19 protein-coding genes are annotated in these 18,219 nt (G+C 65.2%); 15 read left to right on the top strand and 4 right to left on the bottom strand.

All coding sequences use genetic code 11. The features are described from left to right. The first annotated feature begins 41 nt into the window (after positions 1 to 41). The 13 genes from GE300_RS11555 to GE300_RS11495 all read left to right on the top strand — a co-directional run bounded on the left by GE300_RS11555 (position 42) and on the right by GE300_RS11495 (position 13,312). Positions 42 to 1,262, top strand: a complete 1,221-nt coding sequence (locus tag GE300_RS11555; protein WP_154446728.1) for an ABC transporter substrate-binding protein — start codon at positions 42 to 44, stop codon at positions 1,260 to 1,262. 71 nt (positions 1,263 to 1,333) lie between these two features. After that, positions 1,334 to 2,356 (top strand): carbohydrate ABC transporter permease, encoded by a 1,023-nt coding sequence (locus tag GE300_RS11550; protein WP_154446727.1) that lies wholly within the window; start codon positions 1,334 to 1,336, stop codon positions 2,354 to 2,356. Next, positions 2,356 to 3,510 carry a carbohydrate ABC transporter permease gene (locus GE300_RS11545; RefSeq protein WP_154446726.1) on the top strand — a complete coding sequence of 385 codons (1,155 nt, stop codon included), beginning with the start codon at positions 2,356 to 2,358 and terminating at the stop codon, positions 3,508 to 3,510. Before GE300_RS11550 ends, GE300_RS11545 begins: the two co-directional genes overlap by 1 nt. 115 nt (positions 3,511 to 3,625) lie before the next feature. Beyond that, on the top strand, positions 3,626 to 4,165 hold the full coding sequence (locus GE300_RS11540; RefSeq protein WP_154446725.1) for an ester cyclase: 540 nt from the start codon (positions 3,626 to 3,628) through the stop codon (positions 4,163 to 4,165). A gap of 15 nt (positions 4,166 to 4,180) precedes the next feature. Next, positions 4,181 to 5,491, top strand: coding sequence for a histidinol dehydrogenase (gene hisD, locus GE300_RS11535; protein ID WP_154446724.1), 1,311 nt, complete (start codon positions 4,181 to 4,183; stop codon positions 5,489 to 5,491). Next, entirely contained in the window at positions 5,488 to 6,543 is a 1,056-nt protein-coding gene (locus GE300_RS11530; RefSeq protein WP_233416955.1) for a nuclear transport factor 2 family protein, read from the top strand. The genes hisD and GE300_RS11530 overlap by 4 nt, the downstream gene beginning before the upstream one ends. Next, positions 6,540 to 7,304, top strand: coding sequence for an SDR family NAD(P)-dependent oxidoreductase (locus tag GE300_RS11525; RefSeq protein ID WP_154446723.1), 765 nt, complete (start codon positions 6,540 to 6,542; stop codon positions 7,302 to 7,304). The genes GE300_RS11530 and GE300_RS11525 overlap by 4 nt, the downstream gene beginning before the upstream one ends. Further along, positions 7,301 to 8,323, top strand: a complete 1,023-nt coding sequence (locus tag GE300_RS11520) for a LacI family DNA-binding transcriptional regulator (protein WP_154446860.1) — start codon at positions 7,301 to 7,303, stop codon at positions 8,321 to 8,323. The genes GE300_RS11525 and GE300_RS11520 overlap by 4 nt, the downstream gene beginning before the upstream one ends. Next, entirely contained in the window at positions 8,320 to 9,294 is a 975-nt protein-coding gene (locus tag GE300_RS11515) for a nuclear transport factor 2 family protein (protein WP_325063207.1), read from the top strand. The genes GE300_RS11520 and GE300_RS11515 overlap by 4 nt, the downstream gene beginning before the upstream one ends. A 49-nt stretch (positions 9,295 to 9,343) precedes the next feature. Then, entirely contained in the window at positions 9,344 to 10,309 is a 966-nt protein-coding gene (locus GE300_RS11510; RefSeq protein ID WP_154446721.1) for a cupin domain-containing protein, read from the top strand. 21 nt (positions 10,310 to 10,330) lie between these two features. Further along, complete coding sequence (locus GE300_RS11505; RefSeq protein ID WP_154446720.1) at positions 10,331 to 11,452, top strand: cobalamin-independent methionine synthase II family protein; 1,122 nt, start codon at positions 10,331 to 10,333, stop codon at positions 11,450 to 11,452. Then, positions 11,449 to 12,141 carry an alpha/beta fold hydrolase gene (locus GE300_RS11500; RefSeq protein WP_325063206.1) on the top strand — a complete coding sequence of 231 codons (693 nt, stop codon included), beginning with the start codon at positions 11,449 to 11,451 and terminating at the stop codon, positions 12,139 to 12,141. Before GE300_RS11505 ends, GE300_RS11500 begins: the two co-directional genes overlap by 4 nt. A 760-nt stretch (positions 12,142 to 12,901) precedes the next feature. Continuing rightward, positions 12,902 to 13,312, top strand: coding sequence for a hypothetical protein (locus GE300_RS11495; RefSeq protein ID WP_154446719.1), 411 nt, complete (start codon positions 12,902 to 12,904; stop codon positions 13,310 to 13,312). Here the strand turns inward: GE300_RS11495 and GE300_RS11490 are convergent. Both GE300_RS11490 and GE300_RS11485 read right to left on the bottom strand, forming a co-directional pair. Further along, entirely contained in the window at positions 13,263 to 15,194 is a 1,932-nt protein-coding gene (locus tag GE300_RS11490; RefSeq protein WP_154446718.1) for an ATP-dependent helicase, read from the bottom strand. The two genes, GE300_RS11495 and GE300_RS11490, sit on opposite strands and share 50 nt — an antisense overlap. 573 nt (positions 15,195 to 15,767) lie before the next feature. Continuing rightward, positions 15,768 to 16,316, bottom strand: coding sequence for a hypothetical protein (locus tag GE300_RS11485; protein ID WP_154446717.1), 549 nt, complete (start codon positions 16,314 to 16,316; stop codon positions 15,768 to 15,770). Positions 16,317 to 16,499: 183 nt separating this feature from the next. On the opposite strand from GE300_RS11485, the gene GE300_RS11480 reads away from it, so the two are divergent. Beyond that, positions 16,500 to 16,877 (top strand): hypothetical protein, encoded by a 378-nt coding sequence (locus GE300_RS11480; protein ID WP_233416954.1) that lies wholly within the window; start codon positions 16,500 to 16,502, stop codon positions 16,875 to 16,877. Positions 16,878 to 16,890: 13 nt separating this feature from the next. Here GE300_RS11480 and GE300_RS11475 read toward each other — a convergent pair whose 3' ends face one another. Together GE300_RS11475 and GE300_RS23555 are read right to left on the bottom strand one after the other, a co-directional pair. Next, positions 16,891 to 17,766 carry an IS3 family transposase gene (locus GE300_RS11475; RefSeq protein ID WP_154446716.1) on the bottom strand — a complete coding sequence of 292 codons (876 nt, stop codon included), beginning with the start codon at positions 17,764 to 17,766 and terminating at the stop codon, positions 16,891 to 16,893. A 22-nt stretch (positions 17,767 to 17,788) separates the two neighbouring features. Next, positions 17,789 to 17,914, bottom strand: a complete 126-nt coding sequence (locus GE300_RS23555) for a hypothetical protein (RefSeq protein ID WP_267905439.1) — start codon at positions 17,912 to 17,914, stop codon at positions 17,789 to 17,791. 120 nt (positions 17,915 to 18,034) lie between these two features. On the opposite strand from GE300_RS23555, the gene GE300_RS11470 reads away from it, so the two are divergent. Further along, positions 18,035 to 18,219 (top strand): transposase (locus GE300_RS11470; protein WP_456064537.1); only part of this gene is annotated, 185 nt, incomplete at its 3' end.

Raw genomic sequence — 18,219 nt, 5'->3', positions numbered from 1 at the left:
ATTCGGCGGCAACGCCCGCCCCACAACAGGGAGACTGCAACATGAAGATCAAGGCATTGATGCTGGCCGGCGCGATGGTGCTGGCATCCGGCACCGCCTGGGCGGGCTGCGGATATCAGAACGAGATCCCGATCAAGTCGCTGAGCGCGGGTTTCGAGGCGTGGAAGTCGGTTACCGACGCCATGGCCGAGTGCGGCAACTTCGAGGCCGAACTGGACCAGGAGTTTCGCACCAAGCAGCCGGCGGCCTTCGCGGCAAGCCCGTCGTTGTACCATCTGGGCGGCGTCTCGAACGGCACCATCACGCCGCTGATCAACGAGGGCACCATCCGGCCGCTGGACGATCTGGTCGAGAAATACGGCGCTCATCTGAAGCCGAACCAGCTGATTCGCATCGACGGAAAGATCATGGCCGTGGCGATGATGGTGAACACCCAGCACCTGATGTACCGCGCGGACATCTTCGACGAGCTGGGGCTGGAAGTTCCCGGCACATACGACGAGTTGCTCGAGGTCGCCGCCGCGATCCAGGAGGCCGGCGCCGTCGACTATCCGCTGGGCGCAACAATGCAGTCCGGCTGGAACCTGGCGCAGGACTTCAACAACATGTTCGTCGGGTACGGCGGCACCTGGTACGACGATGCGGGCAATCCGTCCGTCAACAACGAGGCTGGCATCAGGACGCTGGAGATGATGAAGGCGCTGACGGCCTACATGGACCCCGAGTACCTGTCCTCGGATTCCACCTATGTCCAGCAGCAGTTCCAGCAGGGCAAGATCGCGATGGCGAACCTGTGGGCCAGCCGGGGCGGGGCGATGGACGACGCCTCCGAAAGCACCGTGGTCGGAAAGGTCGAGGGCGCCGCTGCTCCGCTGGCCGCCGAGGGCAACCCGCCCGCGACCACCCTGTGGTGGGACGGAATCGTGATCGCCAGGAACATCACCGACGAAGAGGCCGAAGCCGCCTTCCGCCTGGCGATGGAGGGCATGGACACCGAGATGGTCGCCGAACACAACGACGACGCGATCTGGCTGGTGGACGGCTATCAGCCGACGCGTCTGGCGCAGGGCGCAATCGCGACCGCGATCCACAACCCGCCGCCGCCAGCCTATCCCTCGACCACGCAGATGGGGCTGATGCACTCGGCGCTCGGGAACCAGCTGCCCGGATTTTTCACCGGCGAGCGTTCGGCCGAGGAGGCGCTGGCCGCCGTCGAGGCCGAGTATGTCACCGCCGCCAAGGAAGCCGGCGTCCTGAAGTGACGCCGCAAGCCCGCCCCGGCGCGTTCGGGGCGGGCCCGCGCTGATTTCACCGTCCACCGCAGGGCAGGCCCATGAAGTTCAAGACCTTCGCCGCTTTCGTCGCGCCCTCGGTCGTGATGATGCTGCTGTTCATTGCCGCGCCACTGGTCAGCGTGTTCCTGCAGAGCTTCTACCTCACGCAGCCGGTGATCGAGACCGTCGAGGTCGAGACCTGCACCCCCGGTTTCCTGGAACAGACCTGCGCAACCGCGTTGCGCACCCGGCCGGTGCTGGACGAGAACGGCAAGGTCCAGACCACGACGACATTCGTCGGCCTGCAAAGCTATCGCAACGTGCTGGAGCCAGCCCGCGCCTGGGATGCCATCTCCGGCTTCGACTACGGCGCGCTCATGGGGATCGATTTCTGGCGGGCGCTGCGCTTCACGCTGACCTTCACCTTCATCACCCTGCCGCTGGTGATCCTGGCCGGTCTGGCGATCGCGCTGGCGGTCAACAACACCGCCAAGGCGTTCCGGGGCCAGGTGATCTTCATCTCGTTGCTGCCCTTCATCATCACCCCGGTCATCGGCGCGCTGTCGATCCGCTGGCTGTTCGTCGGCGACGGCATCCTGACGCGGATGATCGAGGGCTGGACCGGCGAGGACATCGCCGTCTTCGCGCAGGGCTGGAGCATCGAGCTGCTGATGCTGTTCTACCGCGTCTGGCACGTCGCGCCGTTCGCCTTCGTGGTGTTCTACGCCGGGCTACAGGGCGTGAACCGGGACGCGGTCGAGGCGGCGATCATCGACGGCGCCTCGCGGTTCGAGCGGCTGCGCTATGTCGTGATCCCGCACCTGATGCCGCTGATCGTGTTCATCGCGCTGATCCACCTGATGGACGCCTACCGCGTCTTCGAAGAGATCATCGGCTTCCGCTCCGAGGCGCACGTCATCTCGCTGCAGTACCTGACCTATGACCTGCTGACGCCGGACGACGCGGGCAACCGCTCGGTCAGCCGGGCCTCGGCCTCGGCGATGCTGACGATGGTCGGGATCGTGATCCTGCTGATCCCGCTGCTGCGCCGGACCTGGCGCGACCATAGGGGGGCGCACTGATGTCAGACATGCCGAAAGCCCTGCGCCAGCCGCTGTCGCTGCGCCTGTCGTCGGCCGCGTTCCTGGCCTTCTGGTGCCTGCTGGCCGCCTTCCCGATCTTCTGGATCGCGGTGATGAGCTTCAAGGTTCCCATCGACGCCTTTGCCGCCAACCCGCTGGCCGTGGTCTTCGGACCCGCAACGCGGGCGCAGGGAAAGGGGCTGACGGCGCTGGATATGCTGGCCCTTGGCGGGCTCCTGTGGCTGACCTACCGCGCCGCGGTGCGCGGGCTGCCGGCGATGGTCGCCGGGATGGCCGCGGTGATCCCGCCGGTGCTGGGCTGGATCGTCGCGGCGGCGGCGCTGGGGCTGGGGTTCGTGCTTGTCGGTTTCGTGCTCCTGCCGCCGATCACCGACGCGCTGAACGCCGCGCTGGGGCTGGAGCCGCTGCTGGGCGTGACCACCGAAAATTATCAGGCGGTCTGGGTCGAGAACGCCTTCTGGCGCAACTTCGTCAATTCGCTGCAGGTGACGCTGGGCGTGGTGCTGGTTTCGCTGACCGTGGGCACGCTGGCGGGCTATGCGCTGGCCCGGGCGGGGTCGAACCTGGCATTCTGGATCCTGGTCGTCGCGCTGATCTTCCGGGCGCTGCCGCACTCGGTGCTGGTCGCGGGCTACCTGCCGGTGTTCATCAACTCGGCCGAGATCCTGCGCCCGATCCTGGGCGAGAATGCGCCCACGCTCTATGGCCAGCCGCTGTCGGTGATCGCGGTGCTGGTGGCGATCAACCAGCCGTTCACGATCTGGATGCTGCGCAGCTTCTTCCAGAACATCCCGGCCGAGCTGGACGAGGCCGCCCGTGTCGACGGCTGCACCCATTTCCAGGCGTTCCGCTGGGTGATCATGCCGGTGATGTGGCCGGGGGTGATCACCACCGGGCTGTTCAGCTTCCTGCTGGGCTACAACGACTTTCTCGTGACCTCGCTGCTGCTGGACCAGTCGAACATGACCATGGTCCCGGCCATCGCCGGCTACTTCAATCGCGAAACCACGACCACCGACCAGGTCGAGGCCGTCGCCGCCGCCGTCTCGATCACCGCGCCGCTGTTCCTGCTGGTGATGGTGTTCCAGCGCCAGATCGTCAGCGGCCTGACCGCGGGGGCGGTGAAGGGATGAGCCGGCATTTCCGCACCTCGGGCATGTCGCGGCACCCGGCGCTGAACCGGCTGCCCCGCGACTTCATCCTGCGGCCTGTCCGTTTCCGACGGCATTCAGGTGAAAGGACAGGACGATGAAGGGCTCCAGACCCGAACAGGCCGCGCTGAGCCGTGGCACCGACATGAGCAAGACCGGGGAAACCCGCGCCGTGATCGAGGGCATGGTGGACGGTCTGAACGACCACCGCATCGACGACATCGGCCAGTTCTTCGCGGCAAGCTTCCGCTGGATGGGCAACCGGGGCTGCGGCACCAAGAATGGCCTGCGCGAGTTTCAGGATAACTGGCAGCGCCCGTTCCAGGCCGCTTTCAGGGACAAGACCTGCATCGACGAAGCACGGCTGTTCATGGGCGAATGGGCCGCCGCCTTCGGTCGCCAGGAAGCCACCCACGCGGGCGAGTTCATGGGTGTCGCGCCGACCGGCAGGCGGGTCGAGATCCGCTACATGGATTTCTGGAAGGTCGAGGATGGCCGCATCACCGACAACTGGGTGATGGTCGACTTCCCCCATGTGCTGGCCCAGCTGGGCGTCGATGTCTTCAACGGCGAGGGCTGGGAGGCCTTCGATCGCGGCGAGAAAGAACCTCCGCGTCCCGAAATCGGCGCGGTCTGAAGAGGAATCCGGAACATGACGATCGAGCATTTGAAACGCGGCAAACCCGAGGCCGACCGGGCCGAGGATGACGCCAGGGTCCGGGCCGTGGTCGAGACCACGCTGGCAGACATCGAGGCGCGCGGCGACGCCGCCGTGCGCGAGCTGAGCGAAACGTTCGACAAGTACACCCCCGCCAGTTTCCGCCTGACCCGGGGCGAGATCGACGCCCTGATCGGCCAGCTTTCCGAGCGGGAACTGGCCGACATCAGGTTCGCGCAGGAGCAGGTGACCAAGTTCGCCCAGGCGCAGCGGGGTTCGATGCTGGATATCGAGGTCGAGACGTTGCCGGGCGTGATCCTCGGCCACAGGAACATCCCGGTGCAGTCTGTGGGGTGCTATGTGCCCGGCGGCAAGTTCCCGATGGTCGCCAGCGCGCACATGTCGGTCGCGACCGCCAAGGTCGCCGGCGTGCCGCGCATCATCGCCTGCACGCCGCCCTTCGGGGGCAAGCCGAACCCGGGCGTGATCGCCGCCATGCACCTGGGCGGCGCGCACGAGATCTATGTCCTGGGCGGCATCCAGGCCGTCGGCGCGATGGCCATCGGCACCGCGACCATCGAGCCGGTGCACATGCTGGTCGGCCCCGGCAACGCCTTCGTGGCCGAGGCCAAGCGGCAGCTTTTCGGCCGCGTCGGCATCGACCTGTTCGCCGGGCCGACCGAGACCATGGTGATCGCCGACGAGACCGTCGATGCCGAGATGTGCGCCACCGACCTGCTGGGGCAGGCCGAGCATGGCTACGACTCGCCCGCGGTTCTGGTGACGAACTCGCGCAAGCTGGCCGAGGAGACGCTGTCCGAAATCGACCGGATCCTTCAGATTCTGCCGACCGCCGAAACCGCGCGCACCAGCTGGAACGACTTTGGCGAGGTGATCCTCTGCGCCAGCCATGACGAGATGCTGGAAGTCGCGAACGACATCGCCAGCGAGCATGTGCAGGTGATGACCGACCGCGACGACTGGTACCTTCAGAACATGCACAGCTATGGCGCGCTGTTCCTGGGGCCGCGGACCAACGTGGCCAACGGCGACAAGGTGATCGGCACCAACCACACGCTGCCGACCAGAAAGGCCGGGCGCTATACCGGCGGTCTGTGGGTCGGCAAGTTCCTGAAGACCCACAGTTACCAAAGGGTGACGACGGACGAGGCCGCGACTCTGATCGGCGAATACGGCTCGCGTCTGTGCATGCTGGAAGGCTTCGTCGGACATGCCGAACAGTGCAACCTGCGTGTCCGCCGCTATGGCGGCAAGAACATCGCCTACGGGGCCGCGGCGGAATGACCACCGACAGGCATAGCCGGTACAAGGCGCTGATCGCGCCGCTGCGCCGGGCGATGTACGACTTCGAGGAAGGCACCGTCCGCGCCGCGATGCGGGCGGTGTTCGCCCCCGATGCCGTGGCGCGGCTGGCGCATCCCTTCGGCGAGATGCACGGGCCCGAGGCGTTCTATGACCGCGCCTACGCGCCGCTGCTGGCCGCGATCCCGGATCTGGAGCGACGGGACACCATCGTCATGGCCGGCCCGACACCCGAGGGCGCGGACTGGGTCGGCTGCGGTGGCTACTATACCGGCACGTTCCGCGCACCGTGGATGGACATTCCGCCGACCGGGCACATGGTTCACCTGCGCTTTCACGAGTTCTTCCGGTTCGAGGACGGGCGCGTGGTGGCGTTCCAGGCGCTGTGGGACCTGCCCGAGGTGATGATGCAGGCCGGCGCCTGGCCGATGCAGCCCAGCCTTGGCCGCGAATGGCATGTGCCCGGCCCGGCAACGCAGGACGGCCTGGTGCCGGGGCCGTGGGACGAGGCCGAAGGCATGGCGAGCTGCCGCCACATCATCGACATGCTGGAACACATGAAACGGCACCCCGCCCGGGGCGGCCCCGAGGTCATGGAGATGCCGCGTTTCTGGCACGAACGGATGACGTGGTACGGCCCGTCGGGCATCGGCACCGGTCGCGGCATCCGGGGCTTCCGGAACTGGCACCAGATCCCCTTCCTGAAGGGGATGCCGGATCGCGGCGCGTATGTCGATCAGATCGAGTACCATTTTTTCGGCGACCGCAACTACGCCGCCGTCACCGGCTGGCCGGACATGATCCAGACCATCACCGACGATGGCTGGCTGGGCATCCCGCCGGTGAACAGGCGGATCACCATGCGCAGCCTCGATTTCTGGCGGCTGGAAGGCGGCCGGATCCGCGAGAACTGGGTCATGGTCGACCTGCTGGACATGTACGCGCAGATCGGCGTCGACGTGCTTGCGCGGATGCGCGAGTTCAACAAGGCCCGCCTGGGGTATGACCCCGAAACCGGAAGGGCCGTAGCATGAGCCTGCCGCGCGCACCTTCGTTCCGTCTGGATGGCCGCCGCGCGCTTGTCGCGGGGGCGTCGTCCGGTATCGGTCGCGCCTGTGCCGCCGCACTGGGGCAGGCCGGAGCCGAGGTCTGGCTGGCGGCGCGCAGCCGCGACAAGCTTGACGCGCTGGCCGAGGAGTTCGCCGCCGAGGGTCTGACCGCGCATGTCCTGCCGCTGGACGTGGCCGACGTCGCCTCGGTCGAGGCGTCGGTGTCGGCGGAAGGGCCGTTCGACGTGCTGGTGAACTCGGCCGGGCTGGCGCGGCATTCCCCGGCGCTGGAGACGACCGAGACGGACTTCGACGCGGTCTCGGACCTGAACCTGAAGGGCGCCTTTTTCCTCACCCGCGCGGTAGCGCGCGGGCTGGCGCAGGCGGGGAAACCCGGCAGCCTGATCAACATTTCCAGCCAGATGGCCCATGTCGGCGGCATCGACCGGGCGGTCTATTGCGCGACCAAGCACGCGGTCGAAGGCTTCACCAAGTCGATGGCCATCGAATGGGGGCCGAAGCGCATCCGCGTCAACACGATCTGCCCGACCTTCGTCCGCACGCCGCTGACCGAGGCCACCTTCGCCAATCCCGAGCGGGTGCGCTGGATCGAGGAGAAGATCAAGCTGGGCCGCGTCGGCGAGGTCGAGGACATCATGGGCGCGGTGGTCTACCTGGCCTCGGACGCCTCGTCGCTGGTGACGGGCACTTCGCTGCTGGTCGACGGCGGCTGGACGGCGGACTGATGAGCGAGAAGGTCACATCCAACGACGTCGCCCGGCTTGCCGGCGTCAGCCAGTCGGCGGTCAGCCGGGTGTTCACTCCCGGCGCCAGCGCGTCGAAGAAGACCGTCGCGAAGGTGCGCGCCGCGGCCGAGCAGTTGGGCTATCGCCCGAACGCGCTGGCGCGCGGGTTGATCACCGGGCGCACGCGAATGATCGGGCTGGTGGTCGCCTATCTCGACAACCAGTTCTACCCCGAGGCTGTCGAAAGGCTGAGCCGGGCGCTGCAGGCCAGGGGTTATCACATCCTGGTCTTCATGGCCGGGAACGACACCGCCAACGTCGCGCAGGTGGTGCAGGAGCTGCTGGACTACCAGGTCGAGGGGATCGTGACCGCCTCGGTCGCCATGTCCTATGATCTGACCGCGCGCTGCGATGCCGCCGGAATCCCGGTGGTGATGTTCAACCGCGGTCAGGACGATCCGCGCCTGTCCGAGGTGACCTCGGACAATTACGGCGGCGGGCGGCAGGTGGCCGAGTATCTCGTCGCGGGGGGGCATTCGCGCATCGCACATGTCGCCGGCTGGCAGGGCGCCTCGACCGGGCGCGACCGCGCCCGCGGTTTCATCGCCGGGCTGGCGGCGCATGGCATGAAGCCGGCTGCCGTGGTTGACGGCATGTACAACCGCGATACCGCCGTTGCCGTGGCGCGGGACCTGTTCTCCGCCCCCGGCAGGCCCGACGCGGTGTTCGTCGGCAACGATCACATGGCCTTCGCCGTGATGGACGTGCTGCGGCACGAACTGGGGCTGTCGGTCCCGGGCGACGTCTCGGTTGTCGGCTATGACGACGTGCCGATCGCCAGCTGGCTGGCTTACGATCTGACCACCGTGCGCCAGCCGGTGAACCGCATGGTCGAGGCCACCGTCGATGCGCTCGCCGCGTTCATCGAGGGCGACGACGACGAACCCCACAAGATCCGCATTCCCGGCCCGCTGATCCAGCGCAGCTCGGCCCGAAAACCCGAAGGATGGACCCCGTGAAAGGTTTCGATTCCAGGTTCAAGGACTTCCCGGACTACATCACCGGGATCACCAGGGAGATCTGGGAGGATCGCGGCATCGCCACGCTTCACCGGTACTACGCGCCGGATATCGTGGTGCGCTCGCCGTCGTCGGTGGTTGAGGGCAACCAGGGCGTGATCGGCGCGACCATGGCGACGCTGGCCGAGTTTCCCGACCGCACCTTGCTGGCCGAGGACGTGATCTGGTCCGGCACGCCCGAGGAAGGATTGCTGTCCTCGCACCGGATCCTGTCGCAGGCGACCCATGCGGGCGACGGGGTGTACGGCAAGGCGACCGGAAAGCGGCTGACCTACCGGATCATCGCCGACTGCCATGCCATCGACAACCAGATCAACGACGAATGGCTGATCCGTGACCAGGGCGCGATCGTGCGCCAGATGGGTTGGGACCCGGTCGAATTCGCCCGCGACCAGATCGCGCGCGAGGGTGGGCCCGAGGCCTGCACGAAGCCGCTGACCCCCGCCACCGACATCGAGGGGCCCTACAAGGGGCGCGGCAACGACAATGCGTGGGGCGCGAAGTACGCCGACATCCTGACCCGGATCATGGGCGCGGATTTCACCGTGATCGGCACGGAATACGACCGCGCCTGCCAGCTGGAATACCCCGGCGGCGTGACCGGCCACGGGCGCGAGGAGGCGGACCGGTTCTGGATCAGCCTGCGCGCGGCCTTTCCCGATGCCGCCTTTGCCATTCATCACGTCATCGGCCGCGACGACCCGATGATGCCGCCCCGCGCCGCGATCCGCTGGAGCCTGCACGGCAAGCATTCCGGCTGGGGCGCCTTCGGCACGCCGACCGGCGCCGAGGTCTACGTGCTGGGTCTGAGCCATGCCGAATTCGGCCCCCGGGGCCTGCGCCGCGAATACGCGATCCTCGACGAGACCGCGGTCTGGAAGCAGATCCTGCTGGCCACCGGCGCGCTGTGAGCCGCGCAAGCAGTGTCCGGCCCGGGTGCCGGACGAAACGGAGAAACGAATGACACCGCAAGACATGGAAGCCCGCATCGTCCGCTACGGCGACCTGCGGCCCTGCCGCACCGCCTTCATCGACGCCCACACGCCGGGCTCGGACCAGAAGGAGAATTTCACCATCATCGGCGGCGGCGTCAGCGAAAGTGCCGACCAGCACGTGCACATCACCATCCCGCACGGCTTCAACATCGGCGCAGCGGGGCAGCCGCCGAAATGCCGCAACTCGCTGCACAGCCACCGCACGGCGGAAGTCTTCTTCGTGCTCAAGGGCCGCTGGCGATTCTTCTGGGGCCGCCGGGGCGACGCCGGCGAGGTGGTGCTGGAACAGGGCGACATCTTCGACATTCCCACGGGCATCTTCCGGGGCTTCGAGAACATCGGCGACGACTACGGGATGATCATGGCGATCCTGGGCGGCGACGATGCCGGCGGCGGCGTGATCTGGGCCCCGCAGGTGATCGAGGACGCGGCCGACCACGGGCTGGTCCTTTCCGAGAAGGGCAAGCTCTACGACACCAAAGCCGGCCGGTCGCTGCCCGAAGGCGAAAGGCCGATGCCGGTGCTGAGCGAGGCGGAGCTGAAGACCTTCCCCGAGCCGACCACGATGCAGGTCGTCGGCGGCTATGTCCGGCGCTACTGGGACTTGGTGGCGATCTCGGACAAGGCGCCGGCCAGGGTCATCGGCGAGACAGCGATCATCCGCGACAAGCCGGGCTTCGATGTCGATTTCCTGACCCGCCCCTCGGCCCGGACCGAAGCGGCAAGCCACGACCGCCCCGCCGTGCTGATGCCGGTGCGCGGCCACTGGCGGATCGGGTGGGACGGCGGCGCGGCGACGCTGGCGCCGGGCGACACGATGAGCGTGCCCGAGGCCCTGGCCTACACCGCGACGCCCTCGATGAGCGGCGAGGCGGCGCTCTACCGGGTTGTCGGCACGGATGATCCCGCCGGGCAGACCTGGAAGGGCTGAACGCCGGCAAGGAGAAAAGACATGTCGATCCTCACCACCCATGTCGGCAGCCTGCCTCGGACGCAGCAGGTTGTGGACTTCATCTTCGCCCGCGAGCGGGGCGAGGATTTCGACCCCGCCGCCTTTGACGCCTGCATGACGAGGGCCGTTTCCGACACCGTGCGAAAGCAGGTGGAGGCGGGGATCGACATCGTCTCGGACGGCGAGACCTCGAAGATCAGCTATGCGACCTACGTCAAGGACCGCTACACCGGCTTCGACGGGGACAGCCCCAGGAACGCGCCTGCAGACCTGAAGCTGTTCCCGAAATTCCTCGAACGGCTGGCCAATGACGGCGGCACGCCGAAATACGCCCGGCCGATGTGCGTGGGCGAGGTGAAGTCAAAGGGGCAGGGCGAGCTGGAGAAGGACATCGCCAACCTCAAGGCGGCGATGGCACAGCATGGCGCGCAACGCGGCTTCATGAACGCGGCCAGTCCCGGCGTGATCTCGCTGTTCCTGCAGAACGGCTATTACAAGACCCGCGAGGCCTATCTGGCGGCGCTGGCCGACGCGATGAAGGCGGAATATGAGACCATCGTCGCCGCGGGGCTGGACCTGCAGCTGGACTGCCCCGACCTGGCGCTGTCCCGGCACATGCTGTTTACCGATCTCAGCGACGAGGAGTTCGTGAGGGTTGCGGACTCGCATGTCGAGGCGCTGAACCACGCGCTGTCCGACATTCCCGCCGACAGGGTGCGCGTCCACATCTGCTGGGGCAACTACGAAGGCCCGCATGTGTGCGACATCCCGATGGCGAAGATGTTCGACACGCTGATGGCCGCCAAGGCGCGGTACCTGCTGTTCGAAACCTCGAACCCGCGCCACGGGCATGAATGGACCGTGTTCCGCGACCGCAAGGCCGGCATCCCCGAGGACAAGGTGCTGGTGCCGGGCGTGGTCGACACGACCACCAATTTCGTCGAACATCCCGAGCTGGTCGCCCAGCGGATCGCGCGCTTCGTCGATATCGTCGGGGCCGAACGGGTGATTGCCGGCTCGGACTGCGGCTTCGGCACCTTCGCGGGCTTCGGCGCGGTCGATCCGGACATCGCCTATGCCAAGCTGAAGGCGCTGGCCGAGGGGGCGGCGCTGGTCCGGTGACGCCGCTTGTCCTGCTGCCCGGCATGATGTGCGACGGGCGTCTCTGGGGGCCGCAGATCGCGGCGTTCGGGGCGGGCCGCGCGGTGCATCTGGCGCCGATCTCGGCTCACGCCACGATGGCATCACTGGCCGACGAGGTGCTGGCTCACGCGCCGCCGCGCTTCGCGCTGGCGGGGCTGTCGATGGGCGGGGTCGTGGCGATGGAGGTGCTGGCGCAGGCCCCCGGGCGGGTCGAGCGGCTGGCGCTGCTCGACACCAACCCGCGCGCGGAACTGCCCGAGGTGCGCGCCCGTCGCGGCCCGCAGATCGAGCAGGCCAGGCAGGGCGCCCTGCGCGCGGTGATGCGCGACGAGATGAAGCCGAACTACCTGGTCGACGGCCCCGGCAAGGGTGCGATCCTGGATCTCTGCATGGACATGGCGATGGATCTCGGCCCGGAGGTCTTCGTCCGGCAGTCGCTTGCCCTGCGCGACCGCACCGACCGGCAGCAGGTGTTGCGCGGCGTGACGGTGCCGACGCTCGTGCTGTGCGGACGCGAGGACCGGCTCTGCCCGATCGAGCGGCACGAGCTGATGCACGGGCTGGTGCCCGGATCGCGGCTGGAAATCATCGACGGTGCCGGACATCTGCCGGTGCTGGAGCAACCCGCCCGCACGAACGCCGCGCTGCGCCGCTGGCTGGAGGAATGAGGGACAGGGCGCTTCGGGATCTCTTGATGTACGTGGACGCGCCTGCCGCGTGCAATACCGGCCGTTCGCGACGGAGGCGCTCGGCTTCGACAGGTTTCATCGTGGGACGGTGCGGTGTTCGGTCCGAGAGGCCGGGACAGACGGTCCGCAGGTTCCGATCGGCTTTGTAAAGGCGCCTGAGACTGCGCGACTCCGGGCGGCGCAGAGCGTGACCGCCCCAACATCGATGAAGCGCCACTCCTGCCAATCGAAGGCGTTGCGCCACGCAAGCCTGTCCCGTCGCAGGCTCGACATGTTCTGAAGGAGATGTGTGGTAGCGGAGGAGCGTTCTGGCCACAGACCCCACGAGCTAACCCTTTGTAAAGTCGTAATTCGTCGGTCTCATCTGTCGAGAAAACGCCGGTGAGCGCGATGTTGATGCTCATGCATTACTGCACGTCGGTAGGACTGGTATCAGATCGTCCTGCGACACAGGAGCCTGCAAAAACCTATCGCCGAGTGTTGGCTGTCGAATGCCATCGCCAGATACCCACAGTCTCACGCTGCCGGCCCAAAGCTGCCTCTTGACCAATAATTCAGACGACGTAGTGCTCCTTCAGAACCAGATCTTCGCTGCACTCGCATCACCGCTGTCGCGGCCAGTGATCGCTCCGGTCTACACTTCGTGCCAGTCTCGGATTGAGCGGCATAACTCGCTCATGGCCATCCCGGTCCGCATTCCACTACTCAGAACTGGGACACATTCGGAGAACTTCGGCTCATGTTCGCCGTCGGCGACGAAGTGAAACACACCAGTTTCGTTGTTATCGTCCTTGATGAACGTCCAAATGCCAAGATATTCGCCATCACGCGTCAGAACGTCACCACGCTCGACACCATCCTCGAATCCAACAAGATTGATAGGGTATGTAAGTTCCATGGGCACACAAGATACATTGCCGCAACCGACACGCAACTCTTCTGGGGCATGGCTCTGGCGAATACTCGCATCCACTTCCGGCCCATTGCCGACGTTCGCGCTTCTTCCCCGCGCTGCGCCGCGGCTTGCGCATCGCAGACATTGGCGATCGCGCACGGCGCGCATAAAAAGCTATCCAGGAGATCCGAGCCAGCCTCCTCGTCTACGGCACGGCGACAGCGGCAGGGGCCGACGGTGCCATGTTGGCAATGAACGGACTCGCTTGCAGGATGGCTGTTCCGTAGTTGACGTAAGCCGGTGTTATGCCCGCTCTCATCGCGTCTGCCAGCGGCATTTCTTGAGAATACGTCAGTATCAGCGTGCCGGGTTTCCCGTTCGCGGGGTCTGCTTTCACTCGCGTGATGCCGACAAAAAATAACCGGCGCTGTTCTTCGTCGTGGTGCTGTCTTTCGAGCGGGGTAAGCGGATTCTTTGGTGCTCTCGGGAGTAGGCCATTCACGCACCCCGCGATGACAGTTACAGGCGAACTCAGTCCCTTGCTCTTGTGCAGGCTCATTATGCGGACTTCTTGGATGTCCGTCGGTATTTCCGGCTGCGTGATTGCGGTGATCAGTTCGCCGACCAGAGTCTGTGCGTCTATGGTCGGATCAGCCGCGATCAATCCGATGGCGATGTCGCGCAGTTCGCGGGTGTCGGCCTGACCAGCGGGAAACAATGCGTCGACCACCGCAGCGAGATCGGGCAACGCGTCCAGAGCATTCCGTTCGGCCACGAGCGCATTGAAATCAGCCACAATGCGTCCTGTGTGTGGTATGCTCAACGTGCCTGCGCTCAACTGACTGAGGGCCTGCCACGGCGACAATCCGGTCGCTTCACAATGGTCGCGAACGCGCTTGTAGCCCGCAGCATGGAAATTGTTCCCGTTGCGTCCCACCAGCCAGCGCAGAGCGACGCGGTCGTCTTGGTTGGCGAACAGTTTCAATAGCGCGAATGAATACTGTGCCGCCTCACGCTCGAGCTCAGATTCTGTGTATTCGGATCGGGCAGGGACGCCACCTGCCAGAAGCGCCTCGTAGATTGGCGTTCCGACGGCGCGGCTTTGGGCGAGGACCAAAATGTCGCCCGCGGGGGTGCCCGAGGCGATCATCTGTTGGATCGTTGCCACGATGCCCGCGACCTCACGGTTCAAATTCGGGTATTGAAGAATACTCACGGCACCCGGTCCCTTCGCCGCGATAGGCATCAGCGCGCGGGGCACTGGACGGTGGACGTTGTGGGCTATGAGGGCGTTCGCCATGTCAACAACACCCGTCGGGCAGCGATGGCAGTCTATAAGGCTCAAGTCGTCGGCGCCTGCGTTGGTCAGCAGCCAATCGCGAATGCCGTCAGGGTGGGCGTGCTTGAAACCATATATCGACTGGTCGTCGTCGCCGACTATGCAAACTTCCGCCACCCCAGAAAGCAGTTGTATGATCGCTTGCTCCGCCCTGTTCAGGTCCTGATACTCATCGACCAAGATATGGGTGAACTCTGCGCGTTCAGGCGCGGCAGGATTGGCCGAGAGGTAACGATAGATTTCCGGGATCACTTCGCCGATCAACATTGCCTCGTGAAAACGCAGCCATTCGAGCAGGTCGTGCTGGAACGCGGCCTCCGCTGCGGAGGGGGCGTATCCCGGCGTCTGATGATTGAGGCGCGCCCACGCCGCTTCGTAGGCTTGTTTCAGGCCGTCTACCGCCTTCTTGCCGCCGTGCGCCGCCATGAGGTCGCAAACCAATGCTTCCGTCTCGAAGTCGTTCAGCGGGCGCGGAATACGCCCAGTGGCCGCGAGAACATGATTCCGCGTGAGCATTCGAAGGGCGAGGCTATGAAGGGTGTGTGCGTGCAGTGCATTGCATCCGGGGACGCCCATGTTGACTAACTCGCGATGAAGGTCCTGCGCTGCAACTCGGGTGAACGTGACTGGAAGAATGAGATCGGGCGCAACACCGGCTTCGAGTAGGCGGGCGACCCGGCGTTTCATCGCAAACGATTTGCCAGTGCCCGGCCCAGCAACTACGCGAACGCGCGTGTTCGTGGTCGAAGCAATACTGTGTGCCGGTGTCCCCGGCGTTAGTCCATCAAACCAAGCCATCCACTTCCCCAAGATGCCAATAACGCAACGCTCACCCAGAAGTAGACGCAATCAAAAATTTGTTCAACGCTGCCATAGCGTTACCGCCCGTGAAATCTCCAATGTCTGGTTTGGGCTCCGCCTCCCGCAAATGTCAGCTATGCAGCAAACCTCCGCTTCCCGCCGGCACCTCCACGACCATTGGGACGCAGCCTGAGCGTCCGATGTCCTGCGAAACCTTGGCCGGAGTTGGCTGCTTTCATAGTCAGAGCGTCACGCCCCTGGTATGAGGGAAGCCCAATTCGGCCCGAATCCAGCTCGTTCAGCGCTCGAGATTCCACGTGCGCGCCGCCAGTGCTGAATTCCCATCGTGCCTCCACCTGTTCGGCGGCCAGCGTGTCGAAGACTCGGCATGAGGAACACAAGCGCCTTCGTCCCTCATGTTTTCTCAGCCGCCTGTTCGGCGGCAAACTCGGGCCCGACAGGGAGATCGGATCGACCGACACGTCGGCAAAACCCAAATCATCAATCTTTGGCGACCCTGCCGCTCGACATGATATTCCCATCTGTCGCTATGCGGTTCGAAGTATTCCCCTAAGGTCCTTCCACCCTGGTCCACCCGGCCCTTTCCCGTAGGTCGGCCTTCCTCAATGAAACATATGAGCCATTCTTGACTACGGCCACAGGCGGGCACGGCAGGCGGGGGAAAAGGTAGCCTGGGGACCATCGGGACCGGCCGGTGACGACTTTCACGCGCACCCGGACAATCTTCCGCGTTAAGGCATGGTGCTGGGGTATGATCACGTAATGCTGACCTGTCCTCTCGCTGACCCGAGCCGCAACCCGAAGCCATGCCTTCTTTCGGTTTTCAGTCCAAGGGGTGCTGTCAGGGTAAATCCCAGGAATGTCGAAAGCCGGCTGATCGGCTTGATCCACCATAACGGCCCTTATGTAAAATAGTGCTTCATTTTCGGAGCTGATGGTTCTGATCTCTTCGCTGTCGATCATGGCGAAAGCGATCTTATCAGATCCCCTATGAGAGGCGGTGCCGACCTTTGGTGTGAACTTGAATGATAACTCCACGCCGTTGGGGTCAATTTCAAGCGTCGCGAAAAGCGCCCTCCATTGGTCGTCTTCGACCACGTCATTGATCCAAGCGTTACTTTTGGCGCCGGGCGAGCCTGTAATGGCTGAGAGATCAGAACACCGTGCTCTACAAGCTGGCTTTCCGGTCATTGCCACTAAGCCGACCGGAAGAAGGGGATTTCGATCGACATAGGCATAGCAGGCGTGAAACAAGCGCAATAGACCCAAGGATGGCTTGGCTTGCTCGACCAGCGCGACCAATTTCTCTGGTATGAGGTATTCTGTGGGCTTGTCCTGCAAGACTTCTCCATCCGTGTGCTGACGCGCAAGGATCAGCTCCGCGACGTCGAACGGATGAATGCCTGGTTGTACGCGATCCTGCGGTCCACCATGAACGATCATTATCGCAAGGCCACACGGCACAGCCGGCTGGCCGTGGCTGTAGCACGAGAACCGCAAGAGTTGGTCGCCGATGCGCCGGTGCAGATGGCGCGGCCATGCACTTGCCCGAGCAGGCTGCTTACCGAGCTTCGTCCCATTGATGCCAAATTAATCCGGCGGATTGATTTCGGTGAAGAGGATCGGGGAATGGTGGCCGCCGATATGGGGTTGAACTGACCTTCCCCCTGGATCAGGGCCGCGTTGATCCAGAATCTCCCGGCTGGGTGTGAGTGTCGAGCGGCAGCGCGGAGACCGCAAGAGTCTCAAGCGCTGGCGCGGCGGTGGTGGTCAGGAACTCCGTTGGTGACAGGTAGCCGAGCGCCGAATGCGGGCGTTCGGTGTTGTAGTGGCGGCGCCAGCGGCCGATCTCCTCGCGGGCATGGGGCAGCGACCGGAACCAGTGCAGGTTGAGGCATTCGTCCCGGAGCTTGCCGTTGAAACTCTCGACGAAGGCGTTCTGCACCGGCTTGCCGGGCTCGATGAAACGCAGGCGGACGCCGGTGCGCTCGGACCAGTCGAACATCGCCTTGCTTGTGCCCTCGGGGCCGTTGTCGAGGACGATCTCCTCGGGAAGACCGAAGCGCAGCGCAAGGTCGTCGAGGTGGCGGGCCACCCTCGCGCCGGAAATCGACACGTCGACGATCTGGCCGGGGCAGAGCCGGCTGTGGTCGTCGACGACGTTCAGCACGCGGAACCGCCGGTGGTCGGCGAGCTGATCGCTCATGAAGTCCAGCGACCAGCGCTGCATCGGCCGCTCCGGCACCTGCGGGGCGACGCGGTCGCGCCTGGGCAGCTTGCGGCGCCTCTTCGTCCGCACCTGCAGGCCCTGCTCGGTGTAGAGCCGGTAGGTGCGCTTATGGTTCACCACGAGCCCTTCGCGGCGCAGCAGCGCGTGCAGGCGGAGATAACCGTACCGACGGTTCTCCGCGGCCAGCGTCTTCATGCGCTCGACCATGGCCGCGTCGTCCTTCGGCACCGGCCGGTACTGCTGCACCGATCGCGCCAGGCCGACGATCCGGCAGGCTCGTCGTTCGCTGAGGCCAAACTCGTTCATCAGAAAGCCCACGGCGCGCCTCTTCGCCGCGGGCTTACCAGCGCTTTTCCAGCAGCTCCTTCATCGCCGACATGTCGAGCATCTGGTCCGCGACGATGCGCTTGAGCTTCGCATTCTCCGCCTCGAGCGCCCGCAGCCGCTTGGCGTCACTCGCCTCCATGCCGCTGAACTTCTTCCGCCGATAACGTACAAAGTCTTTCGCACATTTGACCACGCGGGCGGCGCCTTTCAGACTGGCTGAGAGGAGCTGAGAATGGACGAGAACGAGACATCAAGGCCGATGGGACAGGTGATCCAGATCGACGAGGCCCGGATCCGCGATCACCTTGGAGAGATGGTGCGCGGCACGGTCGAGGAGGCCCTGAACGCGATGCTGGACGCTGAAGCTGATCGGCTGTGCGGCGCGGGCCGGTACGAGCGGAGCGAAGGGCGCAAGGACACGCGGGCGGGAAGCTATGAGCGGTC

The organism is Halovulum marinum, assembly GCF_009697225.1.
Lineage (GTDB): Bacteria > Pseudomonadota > Alphaproteobacteria > Rhodobacterales > Rhodobacteraceae > Halovulum > Halovulum marinum.
The sequence above is the reverse complement of the archived record's forward strand: the minus strand, read 5'-3'. Positions and strand labels throughout refer to the sequence as shown.

What these genes read in the sequence shown, in the direction of transcription:
- GE300_RS11510 (WP_154446721.1), top strand. Translation starts at nt 9,344, where the DNA reads ATGACACCGCAAGACATGGAAGCCCGCATCGTCCGCTACGGCGACCTG.
- GE300_RS11525 (WP_154446723.1), top strand. Translation starts at nt 6,540, where the DNA reads ATGAGCCTGCCGCGCGCACCTTCGTTCCGTCTGGATGGCCGCCGCGCG.
- GE300_RS11540 (WP_154446725.1), top strand. Translation starts at nt 3,626, where the DNA reads ATGAAGGGCTCCAGACCCGAACAGGCCGCGCTGAGCCGTGGCACCGAC.
- GE300_RS11495 (WP_154446719.1), top strand. Translation starts at nt 12,902, where the DNA reads ATGTTCGCCGTCGGCGACGAAGTGAAACACACCAGTTTCGTTGTTATC.
- GE300_RS23555 (WP_267905439.1), bottom strand. Translation starts at nt 17,914, where the DNA reads ATGGAGGCGAGTGACGCCAAGCGGCTGCGGGCGCTCGAGGCGGAGAAT.
- GE300_RS11550 (WP_154446727.1), top strand. Translation starts at nt 1,334, where the DNA reads ATGAAGTTCAAGACCTTCGCCGCTTTCGTCGCGCCCTCGGTCGTGATG.
- GE300_RS11530 (WP_233416955.1), top strand. Translation starts at nt 5,488, where the DNA reads ATGACCACCGACAGGCATAGCCGGTACAAGGCGCTGATCGCGCCGCTG.
- GE300_RS11555 (WP_154446728.1), top strand. Translation starts at nt 42, where the DNA reads ATGAAGATCAAGGCATTGATGCTGGCCGGCGCGATGGTGCTGGCATCC.
- GE300_RS11505 (WP_154446720.1), top strand. Translation starts at nt 10,331, where the DNA reads ATGTCGATCCTCACCACCCATGTCGGCAGCCTGCCTCGGACGCAGCAG.
- GE300_RS11545 (WP_154446726.1), top strand. Translation starts at nt 2,356, where the DNA reads ATGTCAGACATGCCGAAAGCCCTGCGCCAGCCGCTGTCGCTGCGCCTG.
- GE300_RS11490 (WP_154446718.1), bottom strand. Translation starts at nt 15,194, where the DNA reads ATGGCTTGGTTTGATGGACTAACGCCGGGGACACCGGCACACAGTATT.
- hisD (WP_154446724.1), top strand. Translation starts at nt 4,181, where the DNA reads ATGACGATCGAGCATTTGAAACGCGGCAAACCCGAGGCCGACCGGGCC.